This is a genomic window from Bifidobacterium catenulatum DSM 16992 = JCM 1194 = LMG 11043 (genome assembly GCF_001025195.1).
GTDB classification, from domain to species: domain Bacteria; phylum Actinomycetota; class Actinomycetes; order Actinomycetales; family Bifidobacteriaceae; genus Bifidobacterium; species Bifidobacterium catenulatum.
In genome coordinates this window covers 275,896-292,705 of the sequence record NZ_AP012325.1, presented here as the reverse complement: position 1 = coordinate 292,705, position 16,810 = coordinate 275,896, and the positions used below count along the sequence as shown (strand labels likewise).

Below are 16,810 nucleotides of genomic sequence, written 5' to 3'. Positions count from 1 at the left end.
GAAAACCCGCCGACATGCCAATCGGCACATCAGCGGGCGTATTGCTGCTTCTATTGTTCCACGTTTTCGGATTCGGTGGTTTCACCGCGTCCGAAAAGGCTGGTTTCGTCATGCCGGTCGTCGTCCACAGAAGGATCAGCCCAGTGTCCGGCCTTACGCTCGGCCATCATGGCTTCGCGCACGGCTTGGCGTGCGTCCATCATTTCGTGGTATTGGCGACGGCGTTCCGCGTTGGTGCGGCGCTGCGAACGACCGTCCTGTTCCTGCAGTCGCAGGTCGACGCCTCGTGCGCCAAGCTGGGTGCCGTCGAGCATTTCCGCACCTGCCGCAATGGTTGGATCCCAATCGAATTCCACGGCTCGCGCACCCTTGCCGATGCGCACTTCATCACCCGGCTTGGCGCCCTTGTTGCGCAGTTCGTCTTCAACGCCAAGCTTAGCGAGGCGGTCTGCCAGGTAGCCGACCGCTTCGTCGTTGTCGAAGTTGGTTTGCATGACCCAACGTTCCGGCTTGGTGCCAAGCACTTCATACCAGACGTCGCCGTTGCCGGCTTCCTTGCGTTCCACGGTGAAGTCAAGCGCGGTGCCGCCTTCGTCGTTACGACGGCGGCGATTGCGAGGCTCTTCAAGCGGCTTGATGACCACACGCGCTTCTTCTTCGGCCTGTTCGCGTTTGGCGACTTCCTTGCGCATGTCGGCGACCATGGCTGCCAACGCCCAGTTGAGTTCTTTCAAACCTTCATGGGATGCGGTGGAGATGACATACACGTTGAGACCGAGTTTTTCAAATTCCGGTTTGACGAATTCGGCCAATTCCTTGGCTTCCGGCATATCGACCTTGTTGAGGATGATGATGCGGGGGCGTTCGGGGATTGGAATCGCACCCAATGGCAGTTCCAGCTTATCTGCATATTCGGCCAGCTCGTGTTCGAGCGCCTTGTAGTCGCTCATCGGATCACGGTCGGGTTCCAGCGTGGCACAGTCAATTACGTGGGCGATGATTTCGGTGCGTTCGATATGGCGCAGGAATTCAAGGCCGAGGCCTTTGCCTTGCGAGGCTCCCGGAATCAAGCCTGGCACGTCGGCGATGGTGTAACGCATGTCTCCTGCCATGACCACACCGAGATTCGGCACGAGCGTGGTAAACGGGTAGTCGGCGATTTTCGGCTTGGCGGAGCTCATGGCTGCGATCAGACTGGATTTGCCTGCGGACGGGAAGCCCACCAATGCCACGTCGGCGATGGATTTGAGTTCGAGGATGACGTCGCGCTCCTCACCCGGTTCACCCAAGAGCGCGAAGCCCGGGGCTCGACGGGTGCGGTTGGCTAGTGCGGCGTTGCCAAGACCACCATTGCCGCCTGCGGCCACAACGAACTTGTCTCCGGCATGACGAAGATCGGCGAGCTGTTCGCCCGGATGCTTGGGCTTGCCTTGCGGTCCTTTGGCTTCGAAAATCACGGTACCCACGGGAACAGGCAGGATCAGATCGGCACCTTTGGAACCGTCTTTAGTGTCGCCCAAGCCCATGGTGCCGCTTCCCGCCTCGCGGTGGGGCATGAAACGGTAGTCGAGCAGGCTATTGGCGTTCTGGTCGGCCAAGAAGATCACGGAACCACCGTCACCGCCGTTTCCGCCATTCGGGCCTGCCAACGGCTTGTATTTTTCCCTACGGATGCCGGCGGAACCGTTGCCGCCGTCTCCGCCCTTCACATGGACGGTCACGCGATCGACGAAATCACTCATGTATCTACCTTAATCGTTTGTTCGAAACGGTCCGATTTATTGTCCGTTCGCAAGTCTGCATGCATGTTCTGCATGCAACGTTACGTGACGTTTGGGACGGACTGGAGGAAAACAATCCTCAGCGATCATCAAAATAAAGAAAAGCCGCGTCCACAACGGGCGCGGCTTTATCTTATAAGCGTTGATTGCGCGTATTTCAGGCGGCGATCACGTCGACGACCTTGCGGTCACGACGAACGCCGAACTTCACGCTGCCGTCCTTGAGGGCGAACAGGGTGTGGTCCTTGCCCATGCCGACATTCTCACCCGGGTGGAACTTGGTGCCACGCTGACGAACGATGATGTTGCCGGCCACGACGGCTTCGCCGCCAAACTTCTTCACACCGAGGTATTGCGCGTTTGAATCGCGACCGTTGCGCGAGCTGGACGCGCCCTTCTTATGTGCCATGTCTGTTCCTTTCGGTCCTTGACTCTAACCCTGCGTCAATCAGGCGATAGCCGTGATCTTGACAGCGGTCAGCTGCTGGCGATGGCCCTTGCGACGAGCAACGCCGGTCTTGTTCTTATACTTCATGATGCTGATCTTCGGACCCTTGGCCTCATCGTTGACAACCTCAGCCTTGACGCTGACGTTGGCGAGATCCTTGGCACCGAGGACAACCTTGGAGCCGTCCACAACGAGAGCAACCGGGAATTCCACGGTTTCGCCCTTCTTAGCCTCGAGACGGTTGACGTAGATGACGTCACCGACCTCAACCTTTTCCTGATGGCCGCCGGCCTTCACAATCGCGTACATATCCGTTCCTTTATTAATTTGGAAAGCTTACTGCCCGGCACGTTCGAGCCTCGCGGCCAGACACCAGCAATCTAATCTACACATACCCGCGTACAACCGCAAGTCTGTTTCCGGCGTGTCAGGTTGACAGACCGGAATAATCATTTATTCTTCTATGCTTCCTCACCCAGTTCCGCATTATTGGCGGCCACGGCAGCCGCCGCGATCTGCGCGAGTTTGGCCTTCACGTCCGGCGAGGAGCCTTTCGGCACCTGCACGTCCGTGCCGTGACCATGCTTGTTGGTTTTGACGAACGGGTCGCCGCCCTTCAAGGCGTACGGATCGTCATAATCCGCGGACACGGTCGGCTCGTCGTGAAGAATGAATCCACGGCCCTTACAGGTCGGGCATTCCTCGGAGAAGGCCTCCACCAAGCCCTGTCCGATGCGCTTTCGCGTCATCTGCACCAGGCCAAGCGAGGTGACTTCAGCCACCTGATGCTTGGTACGATCGCGGGCCAGGCATTCCACCAGTCTGCGCAGCACCAGATCACGGTTGGCTGGCATGACCATGTCGACAAAGTCAATCATCACCATGCCGCCGATGTCACGCAGGCGCAGCTGACGTGCAATCTCTTCGGAAGCTTCGAGGTTGCAGCGGGTCACCGTCTCCTCAAGGCTCTTGCCGCGGCCGATGAAACGGCCGGTGTTCACGTCGATGGTGGTCATGGCTTCGGTGCGGTCGATCACGATCGAGCCGCCCGACGGCAGGTAGACCTGACGCTCCATGCCCTTGCGCAGCTGGGAGTCGATCTGCCACTTGTCGAACACGTCTTTGCCTTCATGTTCGGCCGGATCCCACTTTTCAAGCTTGTCTTTCAAGTCGGGAGCCATAGTGTCGAGGTATTCCTCGATACGGCCGTACACGCGGTCACCTTCAACGATCATCTTGGAGAAGTCGTCGTTGAAAATGTCTCGCACCACGCGGATCGCCACGTCCGGCTCGCCTTGCAGCAGCTTCGGACGCTTGCCGTGCAGGAATTCGTCACGCTTGGCGGTGATACGTTCCCACTGGCGCACCAAGCTTTCAAGGTCCTTGGTAATCGCCTCTTCGGAAGCGCCTTCCGCAGCGGTACGAATGATCACGCCCATGTCTTTCGGAGCAACCTTCGACACGATGTTCTTGAGGCGGGAACGTTCGCGCTCGCTGAGCTTACGACTCACGCCCGTCATGCCACCGGATGGCACGAGCACCAGGAAACGGCCCGCAAGAGTGACCTGCGAGGTCAGTCGTGCGCCCTTGTGCCCGATCGGATCCTTAGTGACCTGCACGAGCACCGGGTCTCCCGACTTGAACGCGAGTTCGATGCGGCGAGGCTGGCCTTCCAAACGTGCGGAATCCCAGTTCACCTCACCCGCATACAGCACGCCGTTGCGCGCCTGACCGATGTCTACGAACGCGGCCTCCATGCTCGGCAGCACGTTCTGCACGCGACCAAGATAGATGTTGCCCACGGTGGCGACTTCCTGAATGTCGGACACGTAATGCTCGACAAGCACATTGTCTTCGATCACGGAAATCTGCGTGTGGCGTTCGCGCTCGCGCACAACCATCAGGCGATCCACATGCTCGCGGCGAGCCAGGAAATCCTGTTCCATGAGCTGGCTTTGACGGCTGCGTTCGCGGCGATTGTCACGGCGGCGCTGCTTCTTGGCCTCAAGTCGAGTCGAACCCTCGACATCGGTGATCTCGTCAATGTACTGCTGCTTGCGGGAACGGCGTACGAGCATCTCTTCCTGCTCCTCGGCCTTCGCGCCGCCACGGCGGCGGCGACGACGACGGGTCACCGTGCCCTCTTCCTCGTCATCCTCCTCACGGCGGCGGCGAGACTCACCTTCGGCGTTCTCCTGCTGTCGTTCGTCAGCTTCCTCACGACTGCCATGGCCACGACGGCGACGACGGGTGCGCGTCGGCTGCTCGTCATCATCATCGTCACCACGATTGCCACGTGTTTCGTCGTCGATAGGCGCGTACGTGATATCGTCGAGGATCAAATCCTCTTCAATCTGCTCGACCTCGGCCGCAGCTCGACGCTCCTGCGCGTTCAAACGACGGGAACGACGGGACTTGCGAGATCCGCCTTCCTCATCGTTTTCCGCATCATCATTACGATTGTCACGCTCGTTACGTTCACTGTGATTGTCTTCGGAACGCTCTTCGTCAGCAACGTCACGATTACGACGGCGACGGCGACGGGTCGGACGATCCTCACCCTGCGCATCGTCATGATCCTGCATATTGCGATCATTGCGAGATTCACGGGAATCGTCACGATCGTCATCGGACCTGTCACGGGAATCCGCAGCAGACGGCAAAACCGGCTCCTGAAACAGCAGCGACATCATCGGACGCGGATTATGACGGACCTCATGGCCTTCCGGCAACATATCAACCGCATCAAGCGCGCGTTCTTCAAACGATTCCTCATCGCGGAAATCATCGACAGCGCTGCGACGGCGACGACGCGACATCTCGTCATACTCATCCGCATCTCCAACGGAACGACGACGGCGACGCGGACGATCCTCATCCCGCTCATCCTCGACCTGCATCGCGCGGCGGCGACGAGTACGCGTCGACTGCTCATCGGCAATCTCACGAACATCATCGTCGGGCCGGGCCGAACGATGACGGCGACGAGTCGGGCGAGACACACCATCGGAATCGCCATCATCACTGGAAACAGCGACGTCACCGGCATCATGCGCAGGCTGCGCAACCGGCAACTTCGGCTCTTCGAATAGCGGGGTCGCGGCATGCTCCTCGACCTTCAATTCCAAAGACGCGCCGGCGGCTCCAACCCCACGCACCACACGACGACCGCCACGACGGCGACGCGGCGCAGAATCGGACTGGGCCGATTCGAATTTCACAACATTCACGGCATGCTCAGGTGATGCCACGGCTTCGACCTGATCGAAGCTCTCATTGGTATTAGGCACAATGGCTCCTCGACGGCACGCTGCAATCGCGCCGCCCACACTTAGGCCTCATACGGTTCTCACACCACGCTCTCACCGTGGCCGCGCATCATGGCGCCCGTAGGAAGCAACTTCCGTCAAAAGTCCTCATCATGCGACGGCGGACACCAGCGCTCGCGGGCACACATGAACTTCACGCGAGGGGATCAACGCCATCGGATGCATTGGTGATTTGCAGAACCACCGTCTATAAGTATGACACAAAAAACAACAGAACGTGACATGACGGGAAATTTTCCGGATCCTGCAACCCGCCGCTCGCGTTCCCCGCCCGCAAATCACAGACCCCGTCCGCACAAGTCGTTTTTCCGTCTACACAAGTCGCAGATCGGGGTGCTTTCTTAGGTTGTGCAGACAGAAGACGGAAAACAACAAACAGCCGGTAGCAGGCAGAAAAAGGCAGCAGACAGCTACTTCAGCCAGTCTTCAAGCAAGTTGGCCATCAGCAGTAGATCCGATTCCGGCAGCTGCTCGTCATGCTTGTGCGCCAGCAATGGGCTGCCCGCGCCCAGATTCACCGCGGGAATGCCCAACATCGAGAATCGCGCCACATCCGTCCAGCCAAGCTTGGCCAGAGGATCACGCCCCGTGCGCTCGCGCACCAATTTCACCAGCGACTGCGCGAGCGGCGACGTCAGCCCCGGGCGCGCGGAAGGCGACTCGTCCTTCATTTCAATGCCGAAGCCTTCGAACACGCCGCCTGTGGCAACATGCTCGCCATTGCCCAATTCCGCACCGGCATCCGCGCCAATCATCAGCGCCTTCGCCTCAGCCAACGACTTGTCGGGGGCAAAACGGTAGTTGACGTGCACGCGGCATTCGTCGGGGATCACATTCGTGCCTTTGCCGCCTGAAATCAGGGTGGCATTCAACCCCTCCTGATACGTCAGGCCATCCACTTCAATCGCACGATTTTCATAAGCGTTCAGCCGGTTCAGAATCTCAGCGGCCGCATGAATGGCGTTCTTGCCCATCCATGCTCGCGCCGAGTGTGCCGCAATGCCATGCGTGATCACGTCGAAACGCATCGTGCCATTGCAGCCGCCTTCAATACCGCAATCGGTCGGCTCGCCAATAATCGCAAAATCGCCGGAAATCCAATCAGGATGCGCCTCGACCACCTTGCGCAGGCCGTTCTTTTCGGCAGCAACCTCTTCGTGGTCGTAGAACACGTATGTCAGATCGTATTTCGCATCCGTCAACGTGGCCGCCAAATACAGCATCACCGCGTCGGAGCCCTTCATATCGGTGGCACCGCGCCCCCATAGCACGCGCTCCTGCTCATGGCCGGCGGCAACATCCTCGCGAATCAGCGGATCGCCTGGTTCCAGCCATCGCGGCGGGAAGTTGTCGATCACCGGCACAGTGTCAAGATGCCCTGCGAGAATCACGCGGCGTTCACGTCCGAAATTCGTGGACGCAACCAGCGTATCGCCATGCCTGCGCACTGTCAGATGCGGCTGCCTCTGCAAAAACACTTCGACGGCATCGGTCAGAGGGCCTTCGTCATCACTGACGGAATAGGAGCCCATGATCTGTTCCATCAGCCCGTTCAGCTGCTCCTGCCTGGTGGCGGAAGCGGAAAATCCAATCTCAAGTTCGTTCATACCGCCCATTATCCAGCACCACCGGAACCGACATCGCCGTTCGACAACGCTTTTGAGACGGGTTGGATGTTATCCATATGCATGGTGCAACACTGGATAGCGGCCAAACCAACGGCCGAGAGCGAAAGGAAGAGTGTCATGCCGGGTCTGTTAAGTGCTTTGGAAGGCTTCTGCGTCATTGGCATCGTCATCGGCACCGGTTACGTGGCCGCGCGCATGCGCATAGGCGGACCTACCGCGCAGATGGTGCTCAACAGGTTCAGCTTTTTCGTATCGAGCCCGTGCCTGATGTTCGCCATCCTGTCCAAGGAGAGAATCTTCGAGATATTCCACTCCTCCATTGTTGTGGCGTTCTTCTCGGCTGTGCTGGTCGGATTGGTGTTTCTGATCCTCAATAGGCTGTTCTTCCATCTGAAGGCGGCGGATGCCACCATCGGCGCGTTGAATTCGCTGTATCTGAACTCCAACAACATCGGTCTGCCGATCGCCACGTACATTCTGGGCAATCCCGCTTTGGTCGCGCCGATTCTGGTCATGCAACAGGCGGTGTTCACACCGATCGGCCTGACCGTGCTCGATGTGACCACCAAAGGCAAGGTCTCCACGAGGGAGATTCTGAAGCAGCCGCTGCATCAGCCGCTGCTTATCGGTTCGCTGCTGGGCATCGCCGTATCCGCGATTTCCGCAAAAACCGGTCATTTCGTGGTGCCGGACTGTATTTACGATCCAATCGACATGATCGGCGATTCCGCAGTGCCAATGATTCTGATGGCATTCGGCATGTCGTTGCACGGCACGAAGCCGCTGCAGGACAAGTCGAACATTCCCGCGGTGTTCACGGTGGCGGTATTGAAGAACATCGTGATGCCAATCATCGCGTTCCTGCTGTCGTATTTCGTGATGGGCTTCCGCGGCGCCACATTGTACGCGTGCGTGGTGCTCGCCGCCCTGCCGACCGGGCAGAACGTCTATAACTACGCGGCGCGGTACAACGTGGGTCTCTCGTTCGCACGCGACGGCATTCTCTTCTCGACACTGACCTCACCGATCTTCATCGCAATCATCGCGGTGCTGCTCGGCTGACCTCGCCAGTCCTCGCCGCGGTATCCACGACCGCCGCGGCGAGGCCATCAATCGTCCGTACGGTAGCCGGCATGACCGAGCCCGTGCGCCGCATGATTCGCGGCACACCCTCCGAGCACCATCAGCGCATAACACAAGCCGATTCCCGCGGCCAACGTGAGTAACGAAGCCGGATTGAGCAACGACGTTGCCAGAATCGGAAACAGCAACAACACCGAGCACCCCAACGAAACGGCCATCACCGTGTTGAGCGGGGTGATCACTTCCATCATGCGTGCCTTGTCGAGCGTCGCCTCATCCGTGCCTTCCAACGCAAGCATGCGGTACTCGTCGGCCTGGTCGTAGACGTTGCCCGTCTGCATCACGCCGGAACTGACGGCGGCGAGCACCGCGGCAAAGGCGAGCGTCAGGAAACCGCCCATCGCTATATCGCGCATGTACAGCATAGATGGGTCGAACGGGTCGTGGTTGCCTCCGATTCCGGTGGCGAGCAATCCGCACACCGACGTCATCCCCGCGATGAACACAGCGAGCGCCACACCGGACACGTTGCGCCAAGCACGCTTGGGATTGTCGAGGATACGGCGCATGGCAATCATAGTGGCCGCGTCCTTCGGGTGTTTCGCACGCAATCTGGCGCGCATCGCCACCACCCAGGTACCGACGACGTTCACCATGGCGAAACCGAGGAAGAAGACGCCGAAGATGATGGCGTAGACCACCATCTGACCCAAGTGCGCGAATGCGGAGACGCTGTTGAGCAGCAGGTAGCCTACGGCCAACACGGCAAGGAAAATCAGTGCGCGCCATGCGGACGGCATGGGTTGTCCGGTACGTTGCATCACGCCAAGCGGGGTGATGGCCACGCGGCGTAGGGCGACCAGCGCGGAGACCAAGGCAAGCAGCGTGACTCCGACGGTCACGGCCGCCAGGGCAGGCAGTCCCACCCACAACTGTTCGAAGGTGAAATGCTGGTTTTGGAAGTCGAGAAGCATGATCACCGGTATCAGCGCGAAGTAGCCGGCCATGCCGACCAGCGCGCCAAGCAGAGCCTGGCCACCCGCATCGAGCGCGGTGAGTTTCGTGACCTGCGCGGTGGTGGCGCCCGCAAGTCGCAGTGCGGCGAGACGTGCGTCCCTGCGGGAGGCCGCGAGACGGGCCGCCGAGCCGGCGAGCGCCACGAATGGCACGATGAGTAGCAGACTGGCGAATGCGGCGAGCATCACATAGCCGTCGGAATAGGTGTTCATGACGGCTGTGGCCTGGTCGGCCGTCCAATGGCCGTCGCCGACCGTGGCGACGAGCTTGTCGGCGTGCGCCAGGGTTTTGGACCATGTTTCGTATGTACCGGGCGCGCACCTGTTGGAATTGATCATGCAACCGAACGTGTGGTCGGCGGAGGCCCGCCAGATGAAGCCATGCAGGCCTCCGAGCACGGTTAGGAAGACGGCGGTGGCGGATGCGAAGGCAACGATGGCCAGCGCAGAGGTGCGGCCGGATGTGCCGCGGGTGCCGGAGCGGTGGAACAATCGCCATAATCGGAACATGTTCATCGTGCGCCTCCGGCGGTAGGTTGGGATTGCTGCGGCGAGCTCAGCCTGCCGTCACGCATGGTAACGGTGACATCGCAGAATGAGGCCACGTTCGAATCGTGCGTCACCACGACCACGGCCGCGCCGGTCTGTCGTGCGGTCCGCATGAGAATGCTCATGATTTCGTGGCCGGTGGTCTGGTCGAGCGCGCCGGTCGGTTCATCGGCGAAGATGACTGCCGGCTGCGCGGCGAGCGCACGTGCGATGGCGATGCGCTGCATCTGGCCGCCGCTCATTTCGCCGGGACGCTGTTGCGCGAGCTGGCGCAATCCCAATCGTTCCAGCCATAGCATGGCCGTGTCGGTGGCCTGCTGGTAGCTTGCGCCGCCCAGCATCATCGGCAACGCGATGTTTTCGATGGCCGGCAGTTCCGGCAGCAGTTGTCCGGATTGGAAGACGAAGCCGAAGGCGCTGCGGCGCAGTTTGGTGCGGTCAGCGTCGCTCAACCGCGCCAGGTTGGCACCGCGAAACATCACATTGCCGGCTGTCGGGGTGATGATGCCGGCGAGTGCGTGCAGTAACGTCGATTTGCCGGAACCGGACGGTCCCATGACCGCGATGCTTTCGCCTGCCTGGATGTCGAAATCCACGTGATTGAGCGCCAGCATGTGTGTGGCGTTTGGTGTCGCCTGTTGGGTCGAATAATCCATGACCAGATCGGTCGCCTGAAGTATGTGTTCCATGTTTCCTACGGTACGGAAACGGATTGGTCCCGGCCATCAGACGGCGGGATGAACTTACAGGTTTCCTTCCGGCATGCATCATCCGCAAGGATTAGCGTAATCGCGGACTGCGGATGAGATGCCGTATGTCAGACGAGGTGCCAGGACAGGCGGTGCAGGTCGCTGGGCCCGAATTCAGCGATGGCGTCACGGTGTGCCGCCGATCCATAGCCTTTGTTGTTGGCCCATTCGTAGGGCGCATATTGCGGCTGCGCGGCGAGTTTGACCATGAGTCGGTCTCGTGTGACTTTGGCGATGACGGCCGCCGTCGCCACGGTCGCGCAATGCCGGTCGCCTTTGACTTTGCAGGTCACGTCCGCCGGAATTGGCACATCGGGTGCGTCGAAGGTGTTGAGTGCTTTGGTGATGTAGTCGTTCGGTCCGTCAAGAATCGCGCCGATTTTCAGATTATTCAACGCTTCCGATGATTCAGAAGACCCTGCGATTCCAGCAGATTCACCCCCGCCAATGCCAAGCTTGCGTTCTGCTTCGGCGAGCGCCCGCAGTGCCGCCACGCCGAGCGCGTACGAAATGCCCCATTCGTCGATTTCCGTATTGGAAGCTGCTCCGACTGCCCATGCGGCGCACCATTGTTCGAGTTCGTCGAAGATGGCTTCGCGCTTGTGTTCGGTCAGCATTTTGGAGTCGGCCACGCCTTTCGGTACTTCCAGAGGCGAAGATTCTTGTGAACCTCCTTGCGAAGCTCCAGCCGCCCCATCCAAGTCACGCGCCCAAATCGCAGCCGCACCAACCATTACCGGCCCTGCGAGAGATCCACGCCCCACCTCGTCAAAGCCGACGATCACATCGTAGCCTTGTTCGGCAATAGCACGTTCCAAATCTAATGTGGGAATTACGGAAACCGCCATCAGACCGCCGAGCCTCCTTCTGGAACGTCGGTGAACGCTTCATGGTGCGCATCGAGCCCGCCGATGCGGTTCAATGGCCAATATTTTGCGAGTCCGACACCCACTACGTCGGAAATGGGCACGAGTCCATGTGAGGAATCGTTCTGATGGTAGCGCGAATCGGCGGAATTGGCGCGATTGTCGCCCATAACGAACACGTGTCCTTCGGTCACGGTCACGTTGAACGCGAATGAGCTGGGGTCCACGTCTGGGCGAATGTATGCGCTTTCGTCAATCGCCACACCATTGATGGTGATCGGCTTGCCCGGCCCTTCGCATGCCACGGTGTCTCCTGGCAGTCCAATGAGTCGTTTGATGAGGTAGTCGCCGCCGAGTTTGCTACTGTCTTCCTGCTGCAACCAGTGGTCGGGGTCTTTGAACACCACCACGTCGCCGCGTTTCAGGTCGAAGACTTTCGGGGTGAGTTTCGAGGTGATCACACGGTCGCCTGGTTCGATGGTGTTCATCATGGATCCGGAGGGAATCACGTAGAATCCGAGCAGGAAAATACGTATCAGCAGCACGATAATAATAGGAATTCCGCACCAAACCAAGGTGTCGCGCAAGCCAAAGCTGTCGTCGCTATTGTTTTTGTCTTTGGCATGCTTCATACATGATTCCTTTATCGTCCGGTTTGCACACTGACCCTTATCATAGCGGCCAAGAATAGAAAAAGGCCCTCCAGCCGTAAGGCTGAGGGCCAATTTCACGCTTTATTTGCGTTTGAAACTCACTTCTCGGAGTTGTCGCGGCGCTCAACGATACGAGCGGCCTTACCGCGCAGGTTGCGCAGGTAGTACAGCTTGGCGCGACGCACACGGCCCTTGCGGACCACCTTGATGGAGTCGATGACCGGGGAGTGCAGCGGGAAGCGGCGCTCGACACCGGTGCCGAAGCTGATCTTACGAACAACGAAGGTCTCACGGACGCCGCCGCCCTGACGAGCGATCACCACGCCGGTGAAGGCCTGCAGACGGGAGTTGTTGCCTTCCTGGATCTTCACGTTGACTTCAACGGTGTCACCCGGACGGAATGCCGGGATTTCCTCGGCCGGCTTCAGGTGCTTGGCGTCAAATGCTTCAATAGCGTTAACCATTGTGTTTCCTCGAGTCGCCGCCGCATATCAGCGCACAGGTAAGGGCTTCACGATTTTCGCAAATTCGTTCTGCCTGGTATGTTCTTCGCAGGTCTGCCTGCGAAGGATTGCCAATCCGCCGAAAATCGCGGCAACTCGCGTTCGTACAACTTGCGTTCACAAGGTTTGCGTTCGTGCAATGTTCCGCTCAATCTTGCGATTGTTTCCGGCTGGACCCGAAGGGACCCAGGATTATGCGGCGTCCTGAATCCCGGCACAGCAATATTCAAAAATACCCCACCCACCAGACCTCACGCCACCCAAAACTCGTCACAAAAGTTCTTGATGATTGACTATTTAAAGAATGGCTATTTTCTGCGAAAGACACTGCTCCTATGCACGATATGCAGAACTTCATTGTGCTGATTTCGCACGAAACGCGGAGCTTGGATATTTGGAAATGATGGTTCAAGGGTAACAAAAAGGGCTCTGCACCGAAATGCAGAGCCCTTTGGAAGCTATTACGCTACGACGCTATGCGCGCCGCTGAACGCAGCGTTCTGATTTCTCTGAAATCAGAACTTGCGATTTGCGCGGTAGAACTGGATCAGGGACTGGGTGGAAGCGTCCTGAGCGGCCAGAGCCTCGTCATCCTGGGAGATGGCCGGGGTGATCTGCTTGGCGAGCTGCTTGCCCAGTTCGACGCCCCACTGATCGTAGGAGTCCAGACCCCACACGGTGCCCTCGACGAAGGTGATGTGCTCGTACAGGGCGATGAGCTCGCCGAGCGCGAACGGGGTCAGTGCCACGCCGAAGATGGAGGTGGTCGGGCGGTTGCCGGTGAACACGCGGGCCGGAACGATCTCTTCCGGAGTGCCTTCTGCGCGCACTTCGTCAGCGGTCTTGCCGAAGGCCAGAGCCTTGGTCTGTGCGAAGTAGTTGCCGAGGAACAGCTCGTGCACGTCCTGGTCGCCGTCCTTGGTCGGGTTCGGGGTGTTCACGAACGCGATGAAGTCGGCCGGGATCAGCTGGGTGCCCTGGTGGATCAGCTGGTAGAAGGCGTGCTGGCCATTGGTGCCCGGCTCACCCCAGAAGATTTCGCCGGTTTCGGAGGTGACCGGGGTGCCGTCCCAACGCACGGACTTGCCGTTGGATTCCATGGTCAGCTGCTGCAGGTAGGCCGGGAAGCGGTGCAGGTACTGGTCGTACGGCAGCACGGCGTGGGAGGCGACCTTGAAGAAGTTGCGGTACCACACGTTCAGCATGCCGAGCAGCACGACCACGTTCTTCTCGAACGGAGTGTTGGCGAAGTATTCGTCGATCTCGTGGAAGCCGTGCAGGAACTCTTCGAAGCGTTCCGGTCCGAACACCACGGCGAGGGAAGTGCCGACGGCTGCATCCACGGAGTAGCGGCCGCCAACCCAGTTCCAGAAGCCGAAGGCGTTGGCCGGGTCGATGCCGAACTCGGCAACTTTCTCCAGGTTGGTGGAGACGGCGACAAAGTGCTTCTTGATGGCTTCGGCGTTCTTCTCGTCGGAGCCGTCGACTGCGCCAGCGGCCTTGAGGGCGTCGAGCAGCCAGGTGCGGGCTTCACGAGCGTTGGTCAGGGTTTCCAGGGTGGTGAAGGTCTTGGAAACGACGATGAACAGGGTGGTCTCCGGATCGAGGCCCTTGGTCTTTTCGGCCAGATCGTTCGGGTCGATGTTGGAAATGTAGCGTGCGGAGATGCCTGCGTCAGCGTACGGCTTCAGCGCTTCGTACACCATGACGGGACCCAGGTCGGAACCGCCGATGCCGATGTTGACCACGGTTTCGATCTTCTTGCCGGAAACGCCGGTCCATTCGCCGGAGCGAACCTTGTCGGCGAAGGCGTAGATGCGGCCGAGCACTTCGCGCACGTCCTTGACGGTGTCCTGTCCGTCAACGATGTACTTGCCTTCGTCTTCGGCCGGGCGGCGCAGTGCGGTGTGCAGCACGGCGCGGTCTTCGGTGTTGTTGATGTGCACGCCGGTGTACATGGCCTTGGTGCGCTCGTCGAGCTTGACGGCCTTGGCGAGGTCTGCGAACAGCTGCAGGGTTTCCGGCTTGATCAGGTTCTTGGACAGGTCGAAGTGCAGATCGCCCGCATCGAAGCTCAGCTTCTCGACGCGCTCAGCGTCATCGGCGAACCACTGCTTGAGGCTGATGCCTTCGGACTGCAGCTCATCGTAGTGCTTCTGCAGTGCGGCCCACTCCGGGGTCTTGGTGGCGTCAACAGGAGGATTGATGGCCATGGTGTATAGGTCCTTTCATCATCACTATGAAGCGGAACGAGCTGAGGATCTCTGCAGATTCCCGCATGCCGCATTCCGTATCTCTTCATCTCACAAGATACCCACAAAATAAGACAGAACAACACAAAAATGTTTCTTGAGTTAACATATTCACTAAGATTCGCAATATAGCGCGGTTCCGACCACCTTCATCTTCGACATGCATACTTTTGACGATTACTGAAATCGTATGCATAGTTCCGCCGCAAGTCTTCGTCACACTTCCAAACATGTAATAAACGAAACGATCGCATTATGCAGTGAACGACAAGAAAACGGTACTGCAACTACCAGCAAGCAAGCATTCAACAACTTCGTTTTCTGCAGGAGTCACAAATAATCTCTCACACCCGGTAACGATCCCCTTGCCGCTCTTATGCAAGCGCAACGAACACGAAGTGAGCGCCGGTCATCAGCAGCAAACTGATGATCGCAGTAATCGACAGCGTAAAACCAGCAAGCTTCGCATTGCCAAGCACCTTGTCGGTAAACAGCGTGGAAAACACGGCAATCGGCGCTAGACAGCACATGGCGACCGCCTCACGAATCTCAGCATCGAACGGCAACAGCAGCCAAGCAGCAGCGGCAAACGCAATGCCGAACGGCAATCGCCAACCAATCACCTCAAGAAGCTTCAGAACATCCTGCCTACCAGACGGCAAATCCATAAGCATACCCACCATCAGCATTGCGCAGAACGAATTCGCATTCGAAAGCGGCTGCACGAGCGTGGCGATGAGGTCAGGAATCTTCACGTTAGCGAGCATGAGAATAATCATCATCAAGTACGTGTCGAACGGAACCGAACCAAAGAAACCCTTGAACACATTGCGGGCCAAAGCCTTGTGGACAAGACGCTTGGCATCCTTGTCTTTCAGCTTCACATACGGGAGAGTGGGCGCATTGCCCTGATACTGCTCGGTAAGCGGCGTGCCAGGCTTGATATGCAGCAGCGTCTGCGTCATCACATTCGTGCCGGCGGCAACCATCACACAATTGCCAATGTCGAACATGGCGGCGGGCACGATCGCGCCCGTGCCAAGAAAAGCCTGCACTACGGGGAAACAGAAGCAGCCAACGTTGAAGCCGGAGCCGTTCAGCATCATGAACGCACGATCCTGCACCGGGCGATGGCGGGACGCTAAGAAAACCACGACCGGCGGAATGAACGCAATGATCAGGCCGAACAGCGAAATCAATAGCATGCTGGAATCATGCGGATTCGTAGCAAACGAATAGACAATCGCGCCCGGCAGCACCAGATTGAAAATAATGGTCTGAATAATGCGATAATCGCGATCCTTGAACAGGCCGGCCCGCTTAAACAGATATCCGGCGAGGATAATCAGCAGCAACGCAATAGGCTGAATCAGCGCAGACACAACATCCCCCTAATCCTTAGGATTCTCTTCCTACCCAAAGTTCATCTTAAGAGCATCCCCCGCCGCGCCCTAATTTCCCACTCACTGGAACATTCCACCCGCCGACAGGTTCTCCAACGTGCCGATTCCTCCACTCACTGGAGAAATCGGGACGCAAACGTACGAAATGTTCTCAGAATGTTCTCAAAAAGGCTTATTGAATGGTCTGCGATGGCCAAGAACAGGTAGGCTTCCGCCGTTTTCTGAAAGTGCGCGAGATGGGACTTGAACCCACACGTCAAAGACACAGGAACCTAAATCCTGCGCGTCTACCAATTCCGCCACTCGCGCAAGTAGCCATACCGGAGCGAAACGCTCCTGATATGCAAAACCCTAGATGCTTTCACACCTAGGGCACTGGAGCCACTTGACAGAATCGAACTGTCGACCTGCTCATTACGAGTGAGCCGCTCTACCGACTGAGCTAAAGTGGCAATGCCCGGTAAGCATACGCCATCCGCGCACAAGACAGAAAGCGTATCAGAAAAACTCACCCCGCGCAAATCCGCGTCGCGTCCGCCTTTCCACTTTC

13 protein-coding genes and 2 tRNA genes are annotated in these 16,810 nt (G+C 58.5%); 1 reads left to right on the top strand and 14 read right to left on the bottom strand.

What is annotated here, in order from left to right:
* Positions 1-50: 50 nt before the first annotated feature.
* From obgE to dapE, 5 genes are all read right to left on the bottom strand, one after another.
* A complete protein-coding gene (gene obgE / locus BBCT_RS01140) occupies positions 51-1,742 on the bottom strand; it encodes a GTPase ObgE (RefSeq protein WP_003836134.1) in 1,692 nt (563 codons plus the stop codon).
* 196 nt (positions 1,743-1,938) lie between these two features.
* Positions 1,939-2,190: a 50S ribosomal protein L27 gene (rpmA, locus tag BBCT_RS01135; protein ID WP_003807757.1), complete on the bottom strand. Its 252-nt coding sequence runs from the start codon at positions 2,188-2,190 to the stop codon at positions 1,939-1,941.
* 39 nt (positions 2,191-2,229) lie between these two features.
* Positions 2,230-2,538: a 50S ribosomal protein L21 gene (rplU, locus tag BBCT_RS01130; protein WP_003836136.1), complete on the bottom strand. Its 309-nt coding sequence runs from the start codon at positions 2,536-2,538 to the stop codon at positions 2,230-2,232.
* 152 nt (positions 2,539-2,690) lie between these two features.
* The gene (locus BBCT_RS01125; protein WP_231858098.1) at positions 2,691-5,459 is read right to left on the bottom strand and encodes an Rne/Rng family ribonuclease; all 2,769 of its coding nucleotides are present in this window, start codon (positions 5,457-5,459) and stop codon (positions 2,691-2,693) included.
* Positions 5,460-5,968: 509 nt separating this feature from the next.
* The gene (dapE, locus tag BBCT_RS01120) at positions 5,969-7,165 is read right to left on the bottom strand and encodes a succinyl-diaminopimelate desuccinylase (protein WP_033512624.1); all 1,197 of its coding nucleotides are present in this window, start codon (positions 7,163-7,165) and stop codon (positions 5,969-5,971) included.
* Between the two features lie 138 nt (positions 7,166-7,303).
* On the opposite strand from dapE, the gene BBCT_RS01115 reads away from it, so the two are divergent.
* The gene (locus BBCT_RS01115) at positions 7,304-8,248 is read left to right on the top strand and encodes an AEC family transporter (protein WP_033512596.1); all 945 of its coding nucleotides are present in this window, start codon (positions 7,304-7,306) and stop codon (positions 8,246-8,248) included.
* Between the two features lie 47 nt (positions 8,249-8,295).
* Here BBCT_RS01115 and BBCT_RS01110 read toward each other — a convergent pair whose 3' ends face one another.
* The 9 genes from BBCT_RS01110 to BBCT_RS01070 form a co-directional block, all read right to left on the bottom strand.
* Positions 8,296-9,801: an ABC transporter permease family protein gene (locus BBCT_RS01110; RefSeq protein ID WP_003836143.1), complete on the bottom strand. Its 1,506-nt coding sequence runs from the start codon at positions 9,799-9,801 to the stop codon at positions 8,296-8,298.
* Positions 9,798-10,490 (bottom strand): ABC transporter ATP-binding protein, encoded by a 693-nt coding sequence (locus BBCT_RS01105; protein WP_231858097.1) that lies wholly within the window; start codon positions 10,488-10,490, stop codon positions 9,798-9,800. Before BBCT_RS01105 ends, BBCT_RS01110 begins: the two co-directional genes overlap by 4 nt.
* Before the next feature lie 161 nt (positions 10,491-10,651).
* Complete coding sequence (locus BBCT_RS01100; protein WP_003836146.1) at positions 10,652-11,431, bottom strand: ribonuclease HII; 780 nt, start codon at positions 11,429-11,431, stop codon at positions 10,652-10,654.
* The gene (gene lepB, locus BBCT_RS01095) at positions 11,431-12,081 is read right to left on the bottom strand and encodes a signal peptidase I (protein ID WP_003836147.1); all 651 of its coding nucleotides are present in this window, start codon (positions 12,079-12,081) and stop codon (positions 11,431-11,433) included. Before lepB ends, BBCT_RS01100 begins: the two co-directional genes overlap by 1 nt.
* A 119-nt stretch (positions 12,082-12,200) precedes the next feature.
* Positions 12,201-12,566: a 50S ribosomal protein L19 gene (gene rplS, locus BBCT_RS01090; protein ID WP_003836149.1), complete on the bottom strand. Its 366-nt coding sequence runs from the start codon at positions 12,564-12,566 to the stop codon at positions 12,201-12,203.
* Positions 12,567-13,120: 554 nt separating this feature from the next.
* Positions 13,121-14,818 (bottom strand): glucose-6-phosphate isomerase, encoded by a 1,698-nt coding sequence (gene pgi, locus BBCT_RS01085; RefSeq protein ID WP_003836153.1) that lies wholly within the window; start codon positions 14,816-14,818, stop codon positions 13,121-13,123.
* Positions 14,819-15,231: 413 nt separating this feature from the next.
* The gene (locus BBCT_RS01080; protein WP_003836155.1) at positions 15,232-16,239 is read right to left on the bottom strand and encodes an AEC family transporter; all 1,008 of its coding nucleotides are present in this window, start codon (positions 16,237-16,239) and stop codon (positions 15,232-15,234) included.
* 249 nt (positions 16,240-16,488) lie between these two features.
* Positions 16,489-16,569, bottom strand: a tRNA-Leu gene (locus BBCT_RS01075).
* A 67-nt stretch (positions 16,570-16,636) separates the two neighbouring features.
* Positions 16,637-16,712 (bottom strand) — tRNA-Thr (locus BBCT_RS01070).
* Positions 16,713-16,810: the final 98 nt, after the last annotated feature.

Bases quoted from the DNA above. Each gene is read 5' to 3' on its own strand.
- pgi (WP_003836153.1), bottom strand. From the start codon at position 14,818: ATGGCCATCAATCCTCCTGTTGACGCCACCAAGACCCCGGAGTGGGCC.
- BBCT_RS01110 (WP_003836143.1), bottom strand. From the start codon at position 9,801: ATGAACATGTTCCGATTATGGCGATTGTTCCACCGCTCCGGCACCCGC.
- rpmA (WP_003807757.1), bottom strand. From the start codon at position 2,190: ATGGCACATAAGAAGGGCGCGTCCAGCTCGCGCAACGGTCGCGATTCA.
- BBCT_RS01105 (WP_231858097.1), bottom strand. From the start codon at position 10,490: ATGGATTATTCGACCCAACAGGCGACACCAAACGCCACACACATGCTG.
- BBCT_RS01100 (WP_003836146.1), bottom strand. From the start codon at position 11,431: ATGGCGGTTTCCGTAATTCCCACATTAGATTTGGAACGTGCTATTGCC.
- rplS (WP_003836149.1), bottom strand. From the start codon at position 12,566: ATGGTTAACGCTATTGAAGCATTTGACGCCAAGCACCTGAAGCCGGCC.
- lepB (WP_003836147.1), bottom strand. From the start codon at position 12,081: ATGAAGCATGCCAAAGACAAAAACAATAGCGACGACAGCTTTGGCTTG.
- dapE (WP_033512624.1), bottom strand. From the start codon at position 7,165: ATGAACGAACTTGAGATTGGATTTTCCGCTTCCGCCACCAGGCAGGAG.
- rplU (WP_003836136.1), bottom strand. From the start codon at position 2,538: ATGTACGCGATTGTGAAGGCCGGCGGCCATCAGGAAAAGGTTGAGGTC.
- BBCT_RS01115 (WP_033512596.1), top strand. From the start codon at position 7,304: ATGCCGGGTCTGTTAAGTGCTTTGGAAGGCTTCTGCGTCATTGGCATC.
- obgE (WP_003836134.1), bottom strand. From the start codon at position 1,742: ATGAGTGATTTCGTCGATCGCGTGACCGTCCATGTGAAGGGCGGAGAC.